Source organism: Actinoplanes sandaracinus, assembly GCF_030009775.1.
Classification (GTDB): Bacteria; Actinomycetota; Actinomycetes; order Mycobacteriales; family Micromonosporaceae; genus Actinoplanes; species Actinoplanes sandaracinus.
The window spans coordinates 229,587-247,595 of sequence record NZ_JASCTH010000016.1 but is presented as its reverse complement, the minus strand read 5'-3'; the positions used below and the strand labels follow the sequence as shown (position 1 = coordinate 247,595).

The 18,009-nt window shown below is 70.8% G+C and carries 18 protein-coding genes; 5 read left to right on the top strand and 13 right to left on the bottom strand.

What is annotated here, in order from left to right:
- Positions 1 to 162: 162 nt before the first annotated feature.
- Positions 163 to 2,601, top strand: a complete 2,439-nt coding sequence (locus QLQ12_RS24825) for a GH36-type glycosyl hydrolase domain-containing protein (protein WP_282762843.1) — start codon at positions 163 to 165, stop codon at positions 2,599 to 2,601.
- On the opposite strand, the gene QLQ12_RS24820 is transcribed toward QLQ12_RS24825, so the two are convergent.
- Genes QLQ12_RS24820 through QLQ12_RS24810 form a run of 3 tightly spaced genes read right to left on the bottom strand, consistent with a single transcriptional unit; the run spans position 2,576 to position 4,481 of the window.
- Positions 2,576 to 3,256: a response regulator gene (locus QLQ12_RS24820; protein ID WP_282762842.1), complete on the bottom strand. Its 681-nt coding sequence runs from the start codon at positions 3,254 to 3,256 to the stop codon at positions 2,576 to 2,578. The two genes, QLQ12_RS24825 and QLQ12_RS24820, sit on opposite strands and share 26 nt — an antisense overlap.
- Complete coding sequence (locus QLQ12_RS24815; protein WP_282762841.1) at positions 3,256 to 4,038, bottom strand: sensor histidine kinase; 783 nt, start codon at positions 4,036 to 4,038, stop codon at positions 3,256 to 3,258. The genes QLQ12_RS24820 and QLQ12_RS24815 overlap by 1 nt, the downstream gene beginning before the upstream one ends.
- 8 nt (positions 4,039 to 4,046) lie before the next feature.
- Positions 4,047 to 4,481, bottom strand: a complete 435-nt coding sequence (locus tag QLQ12_RS24810; protein ID WP_282762840.1) for a DUF7134 domain-containing protein — start codon at positions 4,479 to 4,481, stop codon at positions 4,047 to 4,049.
- Positions 4,482 to 4,612: 131 nt separating this feature from the next.
- Between QLQ12_RS24810 and QLQ12_RS24805 the strand changes: the two genes are divergently transcribed.
- Positions 4,613 to 5,422 carry a hypothetical protein gene (locus QLQ12_RS24805; RefSeq protein ID WP_282762839.1) on the top strand — a complete coding sequence of 270 codons (810 nt, stop codon included), beginning with the start codon at positions 4,613 to 4,615 and terminating at the stop codon, positions 5,420 to 5,422.
- On the opposite strand, the gene QLQ12_RS24800 is transcribed toward QLQ12_RS24805, so the two are convergent.
- The 5 genes from QLQ12_RS24800 to QLQ12_RS24780 are packed head-to-tail and all read right to left on the bottom strand — an operon-like array spanning position 5,405 to position 10,057.
- The gene (locus QLQ12_RS24800) at positions 5,405 to 6,151 is read right to left on the bottom strand and encodes an SDR family NAD(P)-dependent oxidoreductase (protein ID WP_282762838.1); all 747 of its coding nucleotides are present in this window, start codon (positions 6,149 to 6,151) and stop codon (positions 5,405 to 5,407) included. The genes QLQ12_RS24805 and QLQ12_RS24800 overlap by 18 nt on opposite strands.
- Positions 6,142 to 7,437, bottom strand: coding sequence for an enolase C-terminal domain-like protein (locus tag QLQ12_RS24795; protein ID WP_282762837.1), 1,296 nt, complete (start codon positions 7,435 to 7,437; stop codon positions 6,142 to 6,144). The genes QLQ12_RS24800 and QLQ12_RS24795 overlap by 10 nt, the downstream gene beginning before the upstream one ends.
- The gene (locus QLQ12_RS24790; RefSeq protein WP_282762836.1) at positions 7,434 to 8,258 is read right to left on the bottom strand and encodes a fumarylacetoacetate hydrolase family protein; all 825 of its coding nucleotides are present in this window, start codon (positions 8,256 to 8,258) and stop codon (positions 7,434 to 7,436) included. The genes QLQ12_RS24795 and QLQ12_RS24790 overlap by 4 nt, the downstream gene beginning before the upstream one ends.
- Positions 8,259 to 9,086, bottom strand: a complete 828-nt coding sequence (locus QLQ12_RS24785) for an amidohydrolase family protein (RefSeq protein ID WP_282762835.1) — start codon at positions 9,084 to 9,086, stop codon at positions 8,259 to 8,261.
- Positions 9,083 to 10,057, bottom strand: coding sequence for an aldo/keto reductase (locus tag QLQ12_RS24780; protein ID WP_282762834.1), 975 nt, complete (start codon positions 10,055 to 10,057; stop codon positions 9,083 to 9,085). Before QLQ12_RS24780 ends, QLQ12_RS24785 begins: the two co-directional genes overlap by 4 nt.
- Before the next feature lie 119 nt (positions 10,058 to 10,176).
- Here QLQ12_RS24780 and QLQ12_RS24775 point away from each other — a divergent pair, with 119 nt between their 5' ends.
- The 3 genes from QLQ12_RS24775 (at position 10,177) to QLQ12_RS24765 (ending at position 13,394) form a co-directional block, all read left to right on the top strand.
- Entirely contained in the window at positions 10,177 to 10,830 is a 654-nt protein-coding gene (locus QLQ12_RS24775; RefSeq protein WP_282762833.1) for a GntR family transcriptional regulator, read from the top strand.
- Positions 10,831 to 10,896: 66 nt separating this feature from the next.
- Positions 10,897 to 11,628 (top strand): sulfite exporter TauE/SafE family protein, encoded by a 732-nt coding sequence (locus QLQ12_RS24770; RefSeq protein WP_282762832.1) that lies wholly within the window; start codon positions 10,897 to 10,899, stop codon positions 11,626 to 11,628.
- A 164-nt stretch (positions 11,629 to 11,792) separates the two neighbouring features.
- Positions 11,793 to 13,394 (top strand): GGDEF domain-containing protein, encoded by a 1,602-nt coding sequence (locus tag QLQ12_RS24765; RefSeq protein WP_282762831.1) that lies wholly within the window; start codon positions 11,793 to 11,795, stop codon positions 13,392 to 13,394.
- On the opposite strand, the gene QLQ12_RS24760 is transcribed toward QLQ12_RS24765, so the two are convergent.
- The 5 genes from QLQ12_RS24760 to QLQ12_RS24740 form a co-directional block, all read right to left on the bottom strand.
- A complete protein-coding gene (locus tag QLQ12_RS24760; RefSeq protein ID WP_282762830.1) occupies positions 13,281 to 14,237 on the bottom strand; it encodes a TIGR03885 family FMN-dependent LLM class oxidoreductase in 957 nt (318 codons plus the stop codon). The two genes, QLQ12_RS24765 and QLQ12_RS24760, sit on opposite strands and share 114 nt — an antisense overlap.
- 31 nt (positions 14,238 to 14,268) lie before the next feature.
- Positions 14,269 to 15,429, bottom strand: a complete 1,161-nt coding sequence (locus tag QLQ12_RS24755) for a monooxygenase (protein WP_282762829.1) — start codon at positions 15,427 to 15,429, stop codon at positions 14,269 to 14,271.
- A 114-nt stretch (positions 15,430 to 15,543) separates the two neighbouring features.
- The gene (locus tag QLQ12_RS24750; RefSeq protein WP_282762828.1) at positions 15,544 to 16,080 is read right to left on the bottom strand and encodes an HAAS signaling domain-containing protein; all 537 of its coding nucleotides are present in this window, start codon (positions 16,078 to 16,080) and stop codon (positions 15,544 to 15,546) included.
- Positions 16,080 to 16,418: a PadR family transcriptional regulator gene (locus QLQ12_RS24745; RefSeq protein WP_282762827.1), complete on the bottom strand. Its 339-nt coding sequence runs from the start codon at positions 16,416 to 16,418 to the stop codon at positions 16,080 to 16,082. Before QLQ12_RS24745 ends, QLQ12_RS24750 begins: the two co-directional genes overlap by 1 nt.
- A gap of 81 nt (positions 16,419 to 16,499) precedes the next feature.
- Positions 16,500 to 17,942 (bottom strand): glycoside hydrolase family 43 protein, encoded by a 1,443-nt coding sequence (locus tag QLQ12_RS24740; RefSeq protein WP_282762826.1) that lies wholly within the window; start codon positions 17,940 to 17,942, stop codon positions 16,500 to 16,502.
- Positions 17,943 to 18,009 lie beyond the last annotated feature (67 nt).

The following is an 18,009-nucleotide window of genomic DNA, read 5'->3' as shown; positions in this document are numbered from 1 at the left end:
CCGCCCGTGCGCGGGCGACCGGTCCCTCGGATCCGAAACCTCCGGACGGGTCACAGGAAGGTGTCGAAGCGGTAAAATGCTCGCCATGGGAGCGCTCCCAAAACGCTTCCACGCCGGCCGGCGGTCCGTCGGGCGGGACCGACGGCGACGGGGGAGGACCTGTTGCGCTACGGGCAATTCGACGATGAGCAGCGCGAGTACGTCATCGATCGGCCGGACACGCCACTGCCGTGGATCAACTACCTCGGCACCGATTCCTACTTCGGGATCGTGTCCAACACGGCCGGTGGCTACTCGTTCTACCGTGACGCCCGGCTGCGGCGGCTGACCCGCTACCGCTACAACAACGCGCCCCTCGACCTCGGGGGACGCTATGTGTACGTGCGTGACGACGCGGACGGCGACTACTGGTCGCCGTCGTGGCAGCCGACGCCGGAACGGGAGCTCGACGACTACGAGTGCCGGCACGGGCTGTCCTACACGAAGATCGCCTCGTCCCGGAACGGCGTCCGGGCCGAGACGCTGTACTACGCGCCGCTCGGCGAGACCCTCGAGGTCTGGCGGGTGCGGGTGACCAACGAGCGGGACTCACCCGCGGACCTGTCCCTCTTCTCGTCCATCGAGTTCTGTCTCTGGGACGCGCAGGACGACGCCACCAACTACCAGCGCAACTTCTCCACCGGCCAGGTCGAGGTGGCCGACGGGGTGATCTACCACAAGACCGAGTACCGGGAACGCCGCGACCACTTCGCCTACTTCGCCTGCTCCGAGCCGCTGGCCGGGTTCGACACCCAGCGGGAGGCGTTCCTCGGCCCCTACCGCGGCTGGGACCGTCCGGCCGCGGTCGAGCGCGGCAGCTCCACGGACTCGATCGCGCACGGCTGGCAGCCCATGGGCAGCCACCACGTGCGACTCGGGCTGGCGCCGGGCGAGACCCGCGAGGTCGTCTTCGTGCTCGGCTACGCCGAGAACCCCAAGGACGACAAGTTCGATCCGCCGGGTTCGCAGACCCTCAACAAGACCCACGTCCGGCCGGTCATCGACCGCTGGCTGCGGGCCGAGAACGTCGAGCGGGGGTACGCGGACCTGCGCGCCTACTGGGACGGCCTGCTCGGCGGGCTCAGTGTGCGGACTCCCGACGGCGACACCGACCGCATGGTCAACGTGTGGAACGCCTACCAGAACCTGGTCACCTTCAACATGAGCCGGTCCACCTCGTTCTACGAGTCCGGCATCGGCCGCGGCATGGGCTTCCGCGACTCCAACCAGGACCTGCTCGGTTTCGTGCACATGATCCCGGAACGGGCGCGGGAACGGATCCTGGACATCGCCGCCACCCAGAAGCAGGACGGCGGCGCCTACCACCAGTACCAGCCACTGACCAAGCGTGGCAACAACGACATCGGCAGCGGCTTCAACGACGACCCGCTGTGGCTGATCCTCGGCGTCGCCGCCTATCTGAAGGAGACCGGCGACCACACCTTCCTCGACGAGCCGGTGCCGTTCGACAACGTGCCCGGCAGTGAGGCGCCGCTCTACGAGCACCTGCAACGGTCGCTGCGTTACACCCTGGAGCGGCTCGGCCCGCACGGGCTGCCGCTGATCGGGCGCGCCGACTGGAACGACTGTCTCAACCTGAACTGTTTCTCCGACACCCCGGGAGAGCCGTTCCAGACGACCGAGAACGCGTCCGGTGGCGTCGCCGAGTCGGTCTTCATCGCCGGCCTGTTCGTGCTGGCCGCCAAGGAGCTGGCCGCGATCGCCGGGCTGCGTGGTCAGGACGGCGAGGAGGTCGTCTACCGGGCGGCCGCCGAGAAGATGTCCGGGACGATCACCGAGCACGGCTGGGACGGGGCCTGGTTCCGGCGGGCGTACGACTTCCACGGCAACGTGATCGGGTCCGGCGAGAACGACGAGGGCCAGATCTTCATCGAACCGCAGGGCATGTGCGTACTCGGCGGTGTCGGCCTGGAGGACGGCCTGGCCGCGAAAGCCCTGGACAGCGTGGCCGAGCGGCTGGCCACCCCGCACGGCATCGTGCTCCAGCAACCGGCCTACTCGGATTACCGCATCGAGCTGGGAGAGATCTCCTCCTACCCGCCGGGCTACAAGGAGAACGCCGGGATCTTCTGCCACACCAACCCGTGGATCATGATCGCCGAGGCGATGGTGGGCAACGGGGACCGGGCGTTCGACTACTACCGGCGGCTCAACCCGTCGGCCCGCGAACAGATCAGCGAGGTGCACCGCTGCGAGCCGTACGTCTACGCCCAGATGATCGCCGGCCGCGACGCGCCCACCCACGGCGAGGCCAAGAACTCGTGGCTGAGCGGCACCGCCGCCTGGAACTTCGTGGCGATCACCCAGTGGATCCTGGGCATCCGCCCCGATTTCGCCGGCCTGCGGATCGACCCGGTGCTGCCCGCGGACTGGACCGGTTTCTCCGCGACCCGCGGTTTTCGCGGCGCCACCTACGAGATCAGCGTCCAGGGCAACGGCCGGGTCACCCACCTGGTCGTCGACGGTGAGCGGATCGAGGGCAACCTGATCCCGCCGGCCCCGCCGGGCGCGGTGGTCAGAGTCGAGGCTGTGGCGGCGTGACACCCGGGACGACCAGCCCGGTCTCGTAGGCGATCACCACCGCCTGCGCCCGGCTGGACAACCCCAGCTTGGCCATCACCCGGTTGAGGTGGGTCTTCACGGTCGCCTCGCCGAGCGTCAGCTCGGCGGCGATGTCCGCGTTGGACCGGCCGGTCGCGACCAGGCGCAGCACCTCCAGCTCACGGCCGGTGAGCGTGTCCAGAGTCGCGGGCACGCTCACCGGGGTGGCGGACCGGCTGTACACCTCGATCAGCCGCCGGGTCACGCTCGGCGCGAAGATCCGGTCACCCGCCGCGGTGGTGTGGATCGCCGCGAGCAGCCGCTCCGGCTTGATGTCCTTGAGCAGGAAGCCGCTGGCGCCGTTGCGGAGCGCCGCGTAGACGTACTCGTCCAGGTCGAAGGTGGTCAGGATGAGGATGCGCGGCGGATCCTCCGGTGCGGCGGTGATGATCCGCTCGGTGGCGGCGACCCCGTCCAGTCCGGGCATGCGGATGTCCATCAGCACCACGTCCGGCCGCAGGCGGGCGGCGAGGGAGACGGCCGAGTTGCCGTCGGCGGCCTCCCCTGCGACGTCGAGGTCGGGCGCCGCCCTGATCAGGGCGACGAGTCCGGCACGGATCAGGTCCTGGTCGTCGACGACGAGCACGCGCGTCATTACGGCCCTTCCGGATCGTCCTCCGGGGCCGGGCGGGTGGCCGCGGAGCTGGGGTACGGAAGCGTAGCCGACACCTCGAAGCCGTGCGGTTCACGACCGGCGGCGGTGAGCGTGCCGCCGTAGAGGGCGGCCCGCTCCCGCAGCCCGGCCAGCCCGTGCCCGGCGCCCTCGCTCACCGGGCCCCGCCCGTCGTCGGTGATCGTCAGGGCCACCGTGTCCGGAGTGAACCGCACGGACACCGTGGCCCGCGCCGGGCCCGCATGCTTGAGCACGTTGGTCAGCGACTCCTGGACGATCCGGTAAGCGGTGAGGGCGACACCGTGCGGCAGCGCCCGGCTCCTGCCCTCGACCGTGAGGGCGACCGGCAGGCCGGCGCTCTCGACCCGGCTGATCAGCTCGGGCAGCCCCTCCAGGCCGGGCAGGGGCCGGCGGGAGTCGGACTCGTCGGCCTCGTCGGGTTCCCGGCCCAGCCGCAGCAGCCCGAGCATCCGCCGCATCTCGTCCAGGGCCTCGGTGCTGGTGTTCAGCACCGCGTCCAGGGCGGTTCCGGCGGTCGGCGGGTCGGAGCGCAGCACGTACCGGGCCAGGCCGGCCTGCACCGAGATCACCGACATGTGGTGCGCCACCACGTCGTGCAACTCTCGGGCGATCCGGACCCGCTCGTCGACCAGCACCCGCCGGGCGAGGTCGGCCTGCCCGCGCCGCAGTTCCGCGGCGGCCCGGGCGAGCCGCGCGTTGCTCTCCTCCAGCCGCCGGGCGCCGTGGCCGATCCGCCAGACCACCAGCGGGATTACGATCCCCTCCGCGACCACGGCGGGCATCGCCGAGCCGGGGGTGATGAAACCCCCGTAGATCCAGACGCCGCCGCCGACCACCACGCCGACCGGCGCCGCCCACCGCGGCCCGAGCGCGGCCCGAGCGCGGCCGCGGTGTAGAGGGCCAGGAGCATCGGGTACGCGATGATGAGCTGCCAGTAGCCGAGCGAGACGAAGACCAGCCAGACCGCGAGCCCGAAGAGCATCACGGTGGTCGGTGCGCGGCGGCGGAACGTCATCGACAGGCACTGCACCGCCACGAACAGCGCGCCCCACAGGTCGAACGGCTTCCACGGCGGTGTCGGTGTCCCGGGGCCGAGCATCAGGCTGATGACGAGCATGCCGACAGCGAGCGCGCCGTCGGCGGCGAACGGGTAGCGGGCCACCAGGCTCCGCCACATGCCCTGCATCGCCGCACTTTAACTCGTTGATCGGCGAACATCGTCAAGCCGTGGGAGGAGCCCGCCTACCACGGAGGTTTACCCCATGGTTCCGGCAACGGGTGGACGGCACCGGGCACCGCAATGATTAGCGTCGATGCATGGCGGATCTCTGGACGGAGCGGGAGCCCGGCAAGGCGTGGGCACTGGCCGCGGCGACGGTCGTGGCGGGCGGGATCGCGGCCCTCTGCGCGCCGGGCTGGTTCGGCGCCGCCGCTCTCACCGCGGCACTGCTCGGCGCCGGCTACATCGCCTTCGACACGCTCCACGACGGCGACCCGGTCACCGGGGTCATCTCCGTGGTCGCGTACCTCGGCGTGCTGCTCGCCCTCGCCACCGCCATCGGTCTCGGGTCGCGAGTGTTCCCGGCGACCCTGATGACCGGCCATCCGCTCTGGACGCGGCCGCTGTTGAAGGCGCCGTGGTGGCTGATCGGCGTGGGCCTGGCGGCGGCACTCATCGCGAGCGGCGCGGGCCGCGGCATGACGAAACGCCGGCGACGGGCACTGGCCGCCGCCCACGGCTGGCAGTTCCGCGAATCCGATCCGGAACTGCCGGGCACCTTGCCGTTGGACGCCGGCACGGGCGCGCGCGCCATCCGGGTGGTCAAGGGCGTCCGCGACGGGATGCCGTTCGCGATCTTCGACTATTCGAATCGCGGAACGGTGGAGATCGTGTACGCGGTGCGGGCGCTGCCCTTCGACCTGCACCCGGGTTCGCTCGGGCCGTACCGGGTGCAGGGCCGATGGGTGATGCGCGCCGGAGTGCGGCGGGTCAGCACCCGTGACCTGTTACGTGGCCTGGACGAGGTCCGGCTGTTCGCCCGGCAGTTGATCACGGCGGCCCGGGAGCAACGGCTGGACGAACTGATGCGGCAGTGGGAGGCCGGGAAGTCAGCGCGGAAGCCGTAGGCCCGACATGCCACCGTCCACCGGCAGGGAGATCCCGGTGGTCGCGCCGGCCGCCGGGCTCACCAGGTACTGGATGGCCGCGGCGACCTCGTCGGCGCTGACCAGCCGGCCGGTCGGCTGCCGGGCGGCGAGGCGCCGCTTCTCGCCCTCCGGATCATCGGCACGGGCCAGCAGCCGCCCCACCCACGGGGTGTCCACCGTTCCCGGCGCCACACAGCACACCCGGATCCCGTCACCGACCAGGTCGGCGGCCATCGCCAGGGTGAGCGCGTGCACCGCGCCCTTCGACGCCGAATAGAGGGCCCGCTGCACCAGCCCGGCGGTCGCCGCGATCGACGACAGGTTGACGATCACCGGGCTCCGGCTGCGCCGCAGGTAGGGCAGGGCCGCCCGGCTGGCCCGCGCGATCCCGGTGACGTTCACGTCGAGCACCCGCGCCCACTCGGCGTCGTCGTTGTCCTCGACCGTGCCGACCGAGCTGATCCCGGCGCTGTTGATCAGGATGTCGATCCCGCCGTACGCCTCGGCCAGCTCGGCCATCGCCGCGTCGAGAGCGGCCCCGTCAGCGACGTCGCACTTGACGCTGAGCTCGCCACCTCGAAGTGCGGGGCTCTCATTGATGTCCAGGATGCCGACCTTGGCGCCGGCCAGGGACAGGCGGCGCGCGCTGGCCGCCCCGATCCCCGAGCCGCCGCCGGTGATCGCCGCGACGAATCCGGTCAGTTCCATGCCGCCCCCTCCGGGTACGCGTACCGGACCAGCGACTCCGGCCGCATCCGGGTGGAGAAACCGGGCGCGGTCGGGGCACGGTAGGCGCCTCGCTCGATCACGACCGGGTCGGTGAAGTGTTCGTGTAGGTGGTCCACGTACTCGATGATCCGGTCGTCGAGACTGCCGGACACCGCCACGTAGTCGAAGAACGACAGGTGCTGCACCGCCTCGCACAGGCCCACCCCGCCGGCGTGCGGGCAGACCGGCGTGCCGTACGCCGCGGCCAGCAGCAGGATCGCGATGTTCTCGTTGACCCCGGCCACTCGGCACGCGTCGAGCTGCACGACGTCGACCGCGCCGGCCTGGAGGAACTGCTTGAACATGATCCGGTTGGCGGCGTGCTCGCCGGTCGCCACCCGGATCGGCCCGCCGTCGGGTGCGGCCTTCGCCAGGCCCTGCCGGATCGCGGCGTGGCCGAGGATGTCGTCCGGGCTGGTCGGCTCCTCGATCCACCACGGGTCGTAGGGGGCCAGCACGGTCATCCAGTCGATCGCCTCGGCCACGTCCCAGCGCTGGTTGGCGTCGATCGCGATCCGGACGCCGGGTCCCACCGCCGCGCGGGCGCGCGCGAATCGGCGTACATCGTCGGTCTGATCCGCTCCGACCTTGAGTTTGATCTGCCGGAAGCCGTCCGCGACCGCTTGCCGCGCCAACCGGTCGATCTTCTCGTCGGGGTAACCGAGCCAGCCCGCCGACGTCGTGTAGGCGGGATATCCGATCTCCCGGATGTGTTGCGATCGTTCCGCTCGTCCGGCGAACGCGCTGGTCAGGAGGTCCCTGGCGGCGTTCGGCGTGAGCGCGTCCGTCAGATAGCGCCAGTCGACGAGATCGACGATCTCATCAGGTGACTTGCCGGACAGGAACTCCCACAAAGGCTTTCCGGCGGTACGGGAGGCCAGGTCCCAGGCGGCGTTGATCAGGGCGGCCGCCGCCAGGTGCATGACGCCCTTCTCCGGCCCCAGCCACCGGATCTGCGAGTCGTGTGTCAGCCGTCGTGAGAAGCCGCCCAGGTCGGACAGGTCGGCGCCGATGACGAGCGGCGCGAGCGCGTCCAGCGCGGCCCGGCACACCTCGTTGCCGCGCCCGATGGTGAAGGTGAAGCCGTGCCCCTCGGAGCCGTCGTCGGCGGTCACCACGACGTAGGCCGCCGAATAGTCCGGGTCCGGATTCATCGCGTCAGAGCCGTCCAGCTCACGCGACGTCGGGAACCGGATGTCATGGGTCGAGACGGTGGCGACCCTCACCCCTTCACCCCGCTGCGCTGCCGCCCGAGCCCCTCGATCTCGGTCTCCACCACGTCGCCCGGCTTCAGATAGGGGAACCGGCCCGACAACGCCACCCCCTCCGGCGTCCCCGTGTTGATCAGGTCGCCCGGCTCCAGCACCGTGAACTGCGACAGGTGCCAGATCAGGAAACCCACATCGAAGATCATGTCGGCTGTTGTGGAGTCCTGCCGCGGCTCGCCGTTCACCCACGACCGCAGCCGCAGCGGGAACTCCACCTCGTCCGGCGTGACCAGCCACGGGCCGAGCGGGTTGAACGTCTCGCACGACTTGCCCTTGGACCACTGGCCACCCGAGCGGTCCAGCTGGAACTCCCGCTCCGACACGTCGTTCACCACCACGTAGCCGGCGACGCAGGCCAGAGCCTCGTCGGGAGACGACAGGTAACGGGCGGTCCGGCCGATCACCACGCCCAGCTCCACCTCCCAGTCGGTGCGCGTCGAGCCCCGTGGCAGCAGAATGTCGTCCTCCGGCCCGGCGACCGTGTTCGGCGCCTTGTAGAAGACGATCGGCTCGGCCGGCGGCGAAGCGCCCGACTCGGCGGCGTGCGCCGCATAGTTCTGGCCCACGCAGAGGATCACGCCCGGCCGGGCGATCGGCGGACCGACCCGGCCGCCGTCCACATCCGCCGGCGGCAGCGCGGCCGGATCACCCTGATATCCGCCGGCCGCCAGGAACGCACCGTCGATGTCATCGGTCACCGACGACAGGTCGCAGAGCGAGCCTTCGGCGTACAGGACCGGCCGTTCGGCGCCGGACGGGCCCACCCGCAGGTATCTCAACTAGAGCTCCAATCGGTAGACACGGGCGGCGTTGCGCCCGAAGATCCCGGCGGGCCGACCGCCCAGGATGGCCGACAACACCGCCGTCACCTGCTCATATGTGGCGACCAGCTCGCACACCGGCCAATCTGAGCCGAACATCAGCCGGTGCGGGCCGAACAACTCACACGCGGTCTCCACGTACGGCCGCAGACCGGCCGCCGTCCAGCCCGGCCCGGCCTCCGTGACCAGGCCGGACAACTTCGCCACCACGTTCGGATGGCGGGCCACCGGCGCGATCGACTCCCGCCACCGCCGCACCGGCCCGGCCGCGATCGGCGGCTTGCCCAAGTGGTCGAGGACGAACGTGGCCTCCGGCAGCGCCGCCACCGCCCGGGCCACCGACGGCAACTGGCCGGCGCGTACCACCAGCTCGTTGACCAGGCCGGCGGACGCCACCGTGGACAGGCCGGCCCGTACCTCCGGCTGGTCGAGCAGATCGTCGGGGCCGGCCTGGACCTGATCGCGGACGCCGGCCAGCAGCGGGCCTCCGGGCCCCCGCCGGTGCCGCTCCAGGGTGGCCGCGAGATCCGGATCGGACAGCGCGGCCCACCCGACCACCCCGGCGATCTCCGGCGTGGCCGCCGCCAGGGCCAGGAAGGCGGTCGTCTCAGCGGAGTCGCAGCGGCCGCCCTCCACCAGCACCGTTCGGTGGACCCCGGTCGCCTCCAGATGCGGCCGCAGATCGGCCATCGTGTAATCGCGCCGGATCCGCTCCAGGCCCTCGCCGGCCAGCCACGGATAGTCGGCCGTCCAGAAATGGTGGTGGGCGTCGACGACAACGGTCACGGCACCGGCACCTCCGGGTCGAGCAGCCAGGCCGCGGCCAGGTCACGCCACAGACCGCCGGGGATCTTCACCGACGCCATCGCGACGGCGTCCGCGGCCTCCTCCGGCGAGCGCATCCCCACCAGCACCGACACGACCGCGGGATGGCCGAGCGGAAACTGCAGGGCCGCGGCGCGCAGCGGTACGTCGTACCGGTCGCAGAGCCGCTCCATCGCCTGTGCCCGGGCCAGCACCTTCGCCGGCGCCGGCCGGTAGTCGTAGGTCGCGCCCGGCACCGGAGCCGCCAGGACACCCGAGTTGTACACGCCACCGACGATCACCGAGACGCCCCTCTTCCGGCACTCCGGCAGCAGGTCGGCCATGCCGGACTGATCCAGCAGCGAATAGCGCCCGGCGAGCAGGAGACAGTCGAACCGGCCGGTCCGGGCGAACGCGGTCAACATCGCCGACTGGTTCATGCCGGCCGAGACGGCGCCGATCGTGCCCGCCTCGCGCAGGCTCGCCAGAGCCGGCAACGCTTCGTCTCTGGCCTGCTCGAAATGCCGGTCCGGGTCGTGCAGGTGCAGGATGTCGACGCGGTCCAGCCCCAGTCGTTCGAGGCTCTCCTGGTGGGAGGCGTAGACGCCGTCGGCGGAGAAGTCCCAGACGGGGACCGCGTCGCCGTCCTCCGCCCACATGTCCGGCGTCTCGTCCGATCCGCGGGGCCGGAGGCGGCGGCCCACCTTGGTCGCGAGAGTGAAGCCCTCCCGCCCCTTCAGCGCGGCGCCGGCCCGTTTCTCGGACAGCCCGGCGCCGTAGAGCGGGGCGGTGTCGAAGAACCGCACCCCACGGCGCCACGCCTCGTCGACGGCGGCCATCGCGGTGCGGTCGCCGACCGCTGAATAGAGCCCACCGATCGGCGCCAGGCCCATGCCGAGCCGGGTGATGGTGACGTCGGTGCCGCCCAGCGGCACCCTTGCGAACGGATCCACGGGCGGGTCCTTTCGTAGATCCTATAGGATCTACGAAACTGTTTAATGGTTGTCGATGTGATAGTCAACCCGGATGCGGTCTTCGCCCGGATTGCTCCCCGGTCCGCAGGGAAGGGAAGATGATCCGCCGCTCGATCCTCAGCGATGACGTACACGAATCGCTGAAGACGCTCATCCTGGAACACCGGCTCGCCCCCGAGGACCGGCTCAACATCGACGCCCTCGCCCGGGAACTCCAGGTGTCACCCACCCCGGTCCGCGAGGCCCTGGCCCGGCTGGAGTCCGAAGGCCTGGTCCGCAAGCGCCCTCTGGCCGGCTACACGGTCAGTCCGCTGCTCACCCGCGACGAGTTCAACGACATGTTCGACATGCGCATCATCCTGGAATGCTCGGCCGCCCGCTGGGCCGCCGAACGCGCCTCCGCGGAAGCGCGCGCCGCCGTCACCGCCGAGGCCGGCGTCCCGTTCCCCGCCCACGAGATCGGTCAGGACGGCCGCCGCTCGCACGCCCTGTTCACCGCTCTCGACGCCCGATTCCACGACCTGGTCGCGGCCGGCGCCGGAAACCCCCTGCTCCGTGACGCCATCACCCGGCTCCACGCGCACCTGCATCTGCACCGGCTGTACTTCTCGTACACCGAGAACCACACCACCCTCGTCGAACATCGCCGGATCGCGAACGCCGTGGCCGACCGCGACCCCACCGCCGCCGCCGCGGCGATGCTCGACCATCTGACGGCCGCCCGCGACCGTCACCTACGAGCCTTCGACTGACTTCTCGTCCCATTTCCGGCCGCCCGGCGCCAGGGGGAGGCTGTTCCCACGCTTAGGGTCCTCCCCGTGGACAGTCAGACGATCTTGATAGCGGCCGGTGTCCTCGCCGTAGCCGCCCTGGCCCAGGCCGCCACCGGCTTCGGCTTCTCCCTGCTGGCGGTCCCCCTGCTGGGCCTGGTCGTGGGGCCGGTCGACGCGGTCGTGGGCTCGTCCATCCTGGCGGTCCTGATCAATGCCGCGGCCGTCACCCGCGACCACGCCGAGGTCCGCTGGCGTACCGCCCGAACCGTCCTCGTCGCCGGCCTGGCCGGGCTTCCGTTCGGTCTGCTCCTGCTGACCCTGCTGCCGGCCCGCACCTTGACGATCCTGATCGCGGTCTGCGTACTCGGCGGCGCTTTCGCCATCTGGCGCGGCCTCCGCCTGCGTGCCGGCCGCGCGGCCATCGCCGCCGCGGGCTTCCTCTCCGGGATCCTCACCACCGCCACCGGCGTCAACGGCCCGCCGATGGCCGCCGCGTTCAGCGCGATGGGCCTGCCGCCACGCCAGTTCCGTGCCACCCTGGCCGCGATCTTCGTGGTGGTCGGCCCGGCCGGTCTCCTCGGCTTCGCCCTGGCCGGTCAGTTCACCGCCCGCTCCCTGACCGTCGCCGCGGTGGGCCTCCCGGCGGTCGCCCTCGGCTGGTGGGCCGGCGACCGTCTGTTCACCCAGCTCACCGACCCGGCCCGGTTTCGCACAGTCGTCCTCTGCGCCCTCGTGGCGGCCTCCGCGATCACCCTCTTCCGGGCCGCCTTCCCGTAGAGCCCGTCCACCAGGTGAGCCGTAGCCCAGCGCGAGCCGTAGCCCAGCCGTCCCGCGGCGCCCGGAGGACCGACCTGAGCTACGGCCGGGCGGGCCGCGGTTCCCGCGAAGCGCGATTCGCGGGTGGAGGCGGCGAACCCCTCAGGTCCGGCCGCCCGGCGTCGATGCACACCATTGTGAGCCGGCCCGGGAAACTCCCGTCCGGCCGGGACGAGTCACTGTCCCGGCCGGCGACGAGCCGCGCCCCGCACCGGGTGACGGTGGGTCTCGCCGTCCTATCGGCCGCCTTCGCGTTCGGGTACATGAGCGGCGGGACGCAGGTCCGGATGGGCCTGATGCTGCTCTCCGGCATCATCGCCGCGGTGGCCATCGCGGTCGGCCTGCGGGTGCACCACGTCAGGGACCAGCGCCCGTGGCTCCTGGTGATCGTCGCGCTGTTGCTGCTCACGATCACCAACGCGGCTTGGCTGATCTACGCGTTGCTGCCCGGCGGCAGGGTGCCACCGAACTCGGTGGTCGTCGCGCCGATGCTCGGCGGATATGTCTTCCTGCTCGCCGCCAGCCTGATGGTCGTGCTCCGGCACGCGCCGCGCGACGCCAGCGGCACCATCGACGCGGCCGTGTGGGGCATCGCTCTCGCGGCGCCGGTGTGGGAGTTCCTGTTCCGGCCGCGCATGCTCGACGCCGGGGTCGGCACGTCCACCGAGTTCGTGGTGCTGACCCAGCTTCTGGTGCTGCTGGGCATCTGCGGCGCCCTGTTGCGGCTGTCCCGCACCAGTGGCGCCGGCCGGATCTGCCTGCGTTTCCTGTTCAGCTCGCTGGGCTGGACGATCCTCGGCACCGCCGTGGTCAACATGGGTGGTGCCGGTGCGAAGGAGCAGGCGTCGTTCCCGGCGTTGTTCTTCGCCCTCGGCTATCTCGCCCTCGGCGCGGCCGGCCTGCACCCGAGCGTCAAGCAGCTCAGCGAGCCGGTCGACCGTCTCACCGTCCCCACGCCGCAGCTCCGGCTCGCCCGGCTCGGGGCCGCGCTGCTGCTCATCCCGCTCTGCGGTGGCCTGGCGCAACTGCTCGGCGACCCGGCCGACGGCCTGCTGCTGACCATCGCCCCGGTGCTGAGCATCCCGCTCGTGCTGGTGCGGATCGGCCGGCTCAAGCACGCTCTCGTCCATCAGGCCACCCACGACGAGTTGACCGGCCTGGTCAACCGCCGGCACCTGTTCACCGAGATGCAGAAGGCGATCGCCGCCCACGCCGGTGGGGCGCCCGGCGACCTCGCGCTGATCTACTGCGACCTGAACGGCTTCAAACCGGTCAACGACGAGTACGGCCACGAGGCCGGCGACGCGATCCTGCGCGGCACCGCCCGCCGGATCACCGAGGCGGTCCGGACCGGTGACGTCGTCGCCCGGATCGGCGGCGACGAGTTCCTGATCTTCTGCACCGACGCGGACGACGTGACCGTACGGGCGCTCAGTGACCGCATCAGCCGGTCCATCGCCACCCCCGTGGTCTGGGGCGAGCACACCCTGGGTGTCACGGCCGCCATCGGCGCGGTGCACTGGACCGAACGCCGTCGCGTCGCCCCCGACGAGTTGCTGGCGGCCGCCGACGCCCGGATGTACGCCGACAAGCGCGCCCGCAGCCGCCCCGTCTCAGCGGAGCGCGGGCAGAACCTTCGCGCCGAACGTCTCGACGAACGGCAGCAGGTCCTGGCCCACGTGATGCAGGTAGATCCGGTCGAAGCCGAGAGCGGCATAGCCTCGTAGCCACTCGACGTGCCGTTCCGGGTCGGGGGAGATGTTGACGACCTTCGCCACCTGCTCGACGGTGACGTTCTCGGAGACGACGTCGAACTCCTCGGCGGTCGCCAGGTCCCAGCAGACCGGCGGGACGAAGATGTTGCCACGCCACTGGTCGTGGGCGATCGCCTCGGCCTCCTGCTGGGTGTTCGCCCAGCTCAGGTGGACTTGCAGGCAGATCGGGCCGCGGCCGCCGGCGTCCCGGTAGGCGGCGATCATCTCGCGCAGGTGCTGTTCCGGCGCGTTGACGGTGACCAGGCCGTCGGCCCACTCCGCGCACCAGCGGGCGGTCTTGACGCTGACCGCCGCGCCGATCAGCGGGGGAGTGGTCTCCGGGCGGGTCCACAGCCGGGCCCGGTCGACGGTGATCAGCCCGTCCCGGGAGACCTCCTCGCCGGCCAGCAGGTCCCGGATGACCTCGACGGACTCGCGGAGACGCGCGTTGCGGACCTCCTTGCGCGGCCATTTCTCGCCGGTGATGTGCTCGTTGCTGAACTCGCCGGAACCCATCGCCGCCCAGAACCGGCCCGGGTACATGCTGCCCAGCGTGCCGATCGCCTGCGCGATGATCGCCGGGTGGTAGCGCTGGCCGGGCGCGTTCACCACTCCGAACGACAGGTTCGTCGCCTGCAGCGCGGCGCCCAGCCAGGACCAAGCGAAACCGGACTGGCCCTGGCGGGCGCTCCATGGCGAGAAATGGTCGGAACACATCGCGGCGTCGAAACCGGCGCGCTCGGCCGCGATGACCGCGTCCAGAAGCGCGCCGGGCGGGATCTGCTCATGTGAGGCGTGGATGCCGTACTCCGTCATGGGCACTCACTTACCCACTGACCAGGGTCCCTTAGCTCGGTGCGACGACCAGGATTCCCAGGCACATCTCGTCGCTGGTGCCCTCACCCCACACGACGTAGCGGGACGGCAGCTGCTTGAGCTGCGGCAGCTGCTTACGCAGCGTCGCATCATGGGTGCAGGTCACCCGGACGGTGTCACCCTTGGCGATCTTCACAGGCTTGGCCAGAGGTACGAGCGCCTGGTTGTCGAAGTTGTACTGCGGCACGTCGAGGATGACCTGCGCGGTCGGCTTGCCCGGGTTCAGCTCGACCTTGATCGCCCGGCCCAGCAGATGCATGTGCCCCGCCGCCATGTGGACCGTTCCGCCTTGCTCGACCGGCTGGTCACAGCTCTGCGTGTCGCCCGGTTTCGGCGCCGCGCCCGCGTTGCACCAGGCGTTGAGCTGCTCGACCAGCCCGCCCGACTCGGCTCCGAACCGCTTCTCGACGTCGGCGACCGCGGTCTTCCGGTCGCAGAGTGGCCCGCTGCCGCCCGGTTCACAGGGCAGCTCGATCGGCGCCATGAACAGGCCGGTCTCCAGCGGCGTGAGATCCGTCGCGCTGGACAGGCGCATCTGCATGCCGGACGTGTCGGAACCGGGGCCCCCGCTGCCGGTGCCGAGCAAGTTGTAGTGCACCTGCATGACCAGTTTGCTGCCGGGCGGCATGGTGAAGCCGTGACCGGCCGGCATCAGGGTCTCGCCGGCGCCGGGCGCCCAGTGCGCCACCCAGGCGGTCTGCCCCTGCACACCGCTGTCGCCGAAGCAGGTCCAGCCCTCGCCGTCGGTGCCGGCGTCCACCTGTTCGGCGGCTTTCGCCTGTTCTGGGCTCAACCGGTAGAAGATCGCGTGGTGCACGATCGCCGCGTTCTGCGGCAGGAAGCGGCTGCCGGTCAGGTACGCCGGCTCGGTCAGCCCGGGGTCGACGAGGAAGCACCGGTACTCGTCGGTGCCCCCGTTCGGCGCCGCCGGGGTGTACGGCGTCTTCAGCCCCACGTCGATGAACCGCTCACCGGCGCGTAACGGGCTGGGTGGCGGCGCTGAGCCGGCGCTGTGCCCCGCGTGCGGGCTGGACGGCGGCGCGGCCGCCGGTTCGGGTTGCTGGGAACCGCAGGCCGCGAGGAGCAGCACGGCGGCGAGAGTGGCGGCGGTGGCGGGACGGGCGAACCTCATGGTGGCCTCCCCATGGCCGAGACGGCGGGCTGCCCTCATCCTTCCAACCGCCGTCACCCCGGCATATCCGTGGTAACCCGGATGAGACACCACGAATTGATCATCAGGGTCGGATCAGGGCCCCACCGTCGCCGTCGTAGCTGTCGGCGGCGTGGTCGTGATCCGTTCCGTCGGCGCCGGCGGAGGAGGGAGGTATTCGCCGTTGGGAAGCGATTCTCCGTCGCGACTGAGGAAGAGGGTGCCCAGACACAACACCAGCACACCGAGCACGGCCAGCCCGCCGAGAATGAACCAGAGCGGCCGCAGGCTCGGTGTGGCCGGGCGGGCCGGGGCGAACGGCGGCGCCGGCATGGGTGGAGCCGCCATGGGTGGGGCCGCCGTGGGCGGGGGCGGCGTGGGCGGGGCGGCCGGGACGCGGGGCAGGTCGGTCTGCGTGTCGGCGGCCGCCACGATGCTCTCCGGATCGCCGAGGCGGTCCAGGATCGTACGGATTTCGGCCTCGGTGCCCGTCCCCGACTCGGCCCGCACGATCTCGATGTGTTCGCGCAGGTCACCGAGGAGTTCCTCGCGCCGCCCCGTCGGCAGGTGGCTCGCGGCCCGCTCCACCCGCGCCAGATAGGCGGCGATCAGGTGATCGGTCTGGGTCATCATCAAAGCTCCGTTCCGAGGATGCGGTCGACGCCGCTGCGGAAGACGACCCACTCGGTGCGGAAATGGGCGAGGGCCGCTTCCCCGTCCGGAGTGAGGGTGTAGTAGCGGCGGGGCGGGCCGGCCGGCGCCTCGCGCCAGGTCGTCGCGATCCGGCCGTTTCGCCGCAGGCGCGAGAGGAGCGGGTACATCGTTCCCTCGCTGGTCGTCATGGCCAGGCTGGTGCTGAGTTGCTGCACCAGTTCGACGCCGTAGAGCTCGCGCTTGTCGAGAAGCGCGAGCACGCAGTACTCGATGGTGCCCCGGCGTAGGGCCGTGGTCAGTGCCGCATCATCGCTCACGGTTCACAAGGTACCTTGCACTGCAAGGCCGGGTCAAAGGGAACAGGAGCCGCCGAAGCGGCCCCTGTTCCGGGGTACCGGTTACGAGGTGACGCGGAACGTGGCGTCGGCGCGTTCCGCCGCCGTGCTGATCGGGTCGATCCGCAGCAGGTAGTTGTAGTGCCGCAGGTACCGGGTCGGGTAGTTGTACGACTGGAATGACGACCATGACGCGTCGGCCAGGCCCGCCACCTGCTTGAACGTGGAATCGGCGGCGAAGGTCGAGGTGCCGTCGTTCGGTGCGAGCACCAGGTCGTACCCGTAGTGGCGCAGGTAGTGGCCCGGGTAGTTCACCGACTCGAACGACACGTGCCCGGAGCTGTTGGCCAGGCCGGCGACCCGCCGGAACTGCGAGTCCAGGACCGGGCTGACGTTCGCGTCGATCCGTACGTCCATGTTGGCGTGCCGCACGTAGCGGGTCTGGTTGTTGTAGGACTGGAGGCGGTTGAGGACCGCGGACGGGCCCCACTTGGCCAGCAGCCGCCTCTCCTCGGCGGCGGTCAGGTTCAGGATCGACCCGTGCCGCTTCTTGGTGCCGCCGAGGTGGTAGTCGCTGCGGGTGGCGAAGTTCGCGGTGCTGCCCAGGTTGGTGGACCGCACCGGCATGTAGCCGCGGCCGGTGGCGTACTGGTCCACCCAGAGGTGCCACTCGTTCGCGCCGTTGGTCTGTGCCCACATCGGGCCCTCGACCACGTTGCCGCCGGTCGCGCCGTTGGAGATGCCGAGGCGCTGGAGGTCGCCGATGCGGGTCCAGGCGCCGAGGATCGAGTTGCTGCCCTCGATGGTGATCTGTCCGTCGGCCGACGCCCGGTAGTAGCGGTAGCCGCCGAGGCTGTTCGCCACCTCGATGATCTGTGTGTCGATGATGCCCTGACCGGTGCCCCGGTCGATGTAGAGCTGGGGAGCGCTCACGGTTCGGAAGTCGCTGGTCCGGACGTACCAGATGCGGTGCTTGGTCACGCCGTTCATGGCCGAGTTGGTGGCCCAGTAGATGACGTAGTCATTGGTGGCCGGGTTCCAGATCGCCTCCGGCGCCCACGCGTCACCGGCGCCGGAGATGCCGCCGGCCACGTTGACGAGTCGGGGCACCGACCAGTTGACCAGGTCGGTGGACTCCCACACGACCAGGTTCTTGCTGCCCCTGGTGGAGGCGTCGCCCCACGAGGTGCCGCTGGCGATCCGCAGGTCGGTGGCGATGATCCAGTACTTGTCGCCGTTGGGGGAACGGACGATCGCGGGGTCACGGACACCCTGCGTGCCGACGGTGGAGAGCAGCACCGGGCCGCCGCCGTTGAGGTCGGTCCAGTTGCGGCCGTCCTTGCTGTGGGCCAGGTAGATCTGCTCGCCCCGGCTGGACTCCCCGATGAAGTGGGCCATCAGGTAGCCGGTGAACGGGTCGAGCGCGCTGGCGGGGGCGGCCAGCCCGGCGATGAAGAGGACGAAGAGGGCGAGGAATGCGCTGACACGGCTGAGGACTCGGGGCATCGGATCTCCGATTGTTAGCGCTAACGCACGGGGGAATGTTTCGAAGTGTTGATGCCTGTAACTTTCT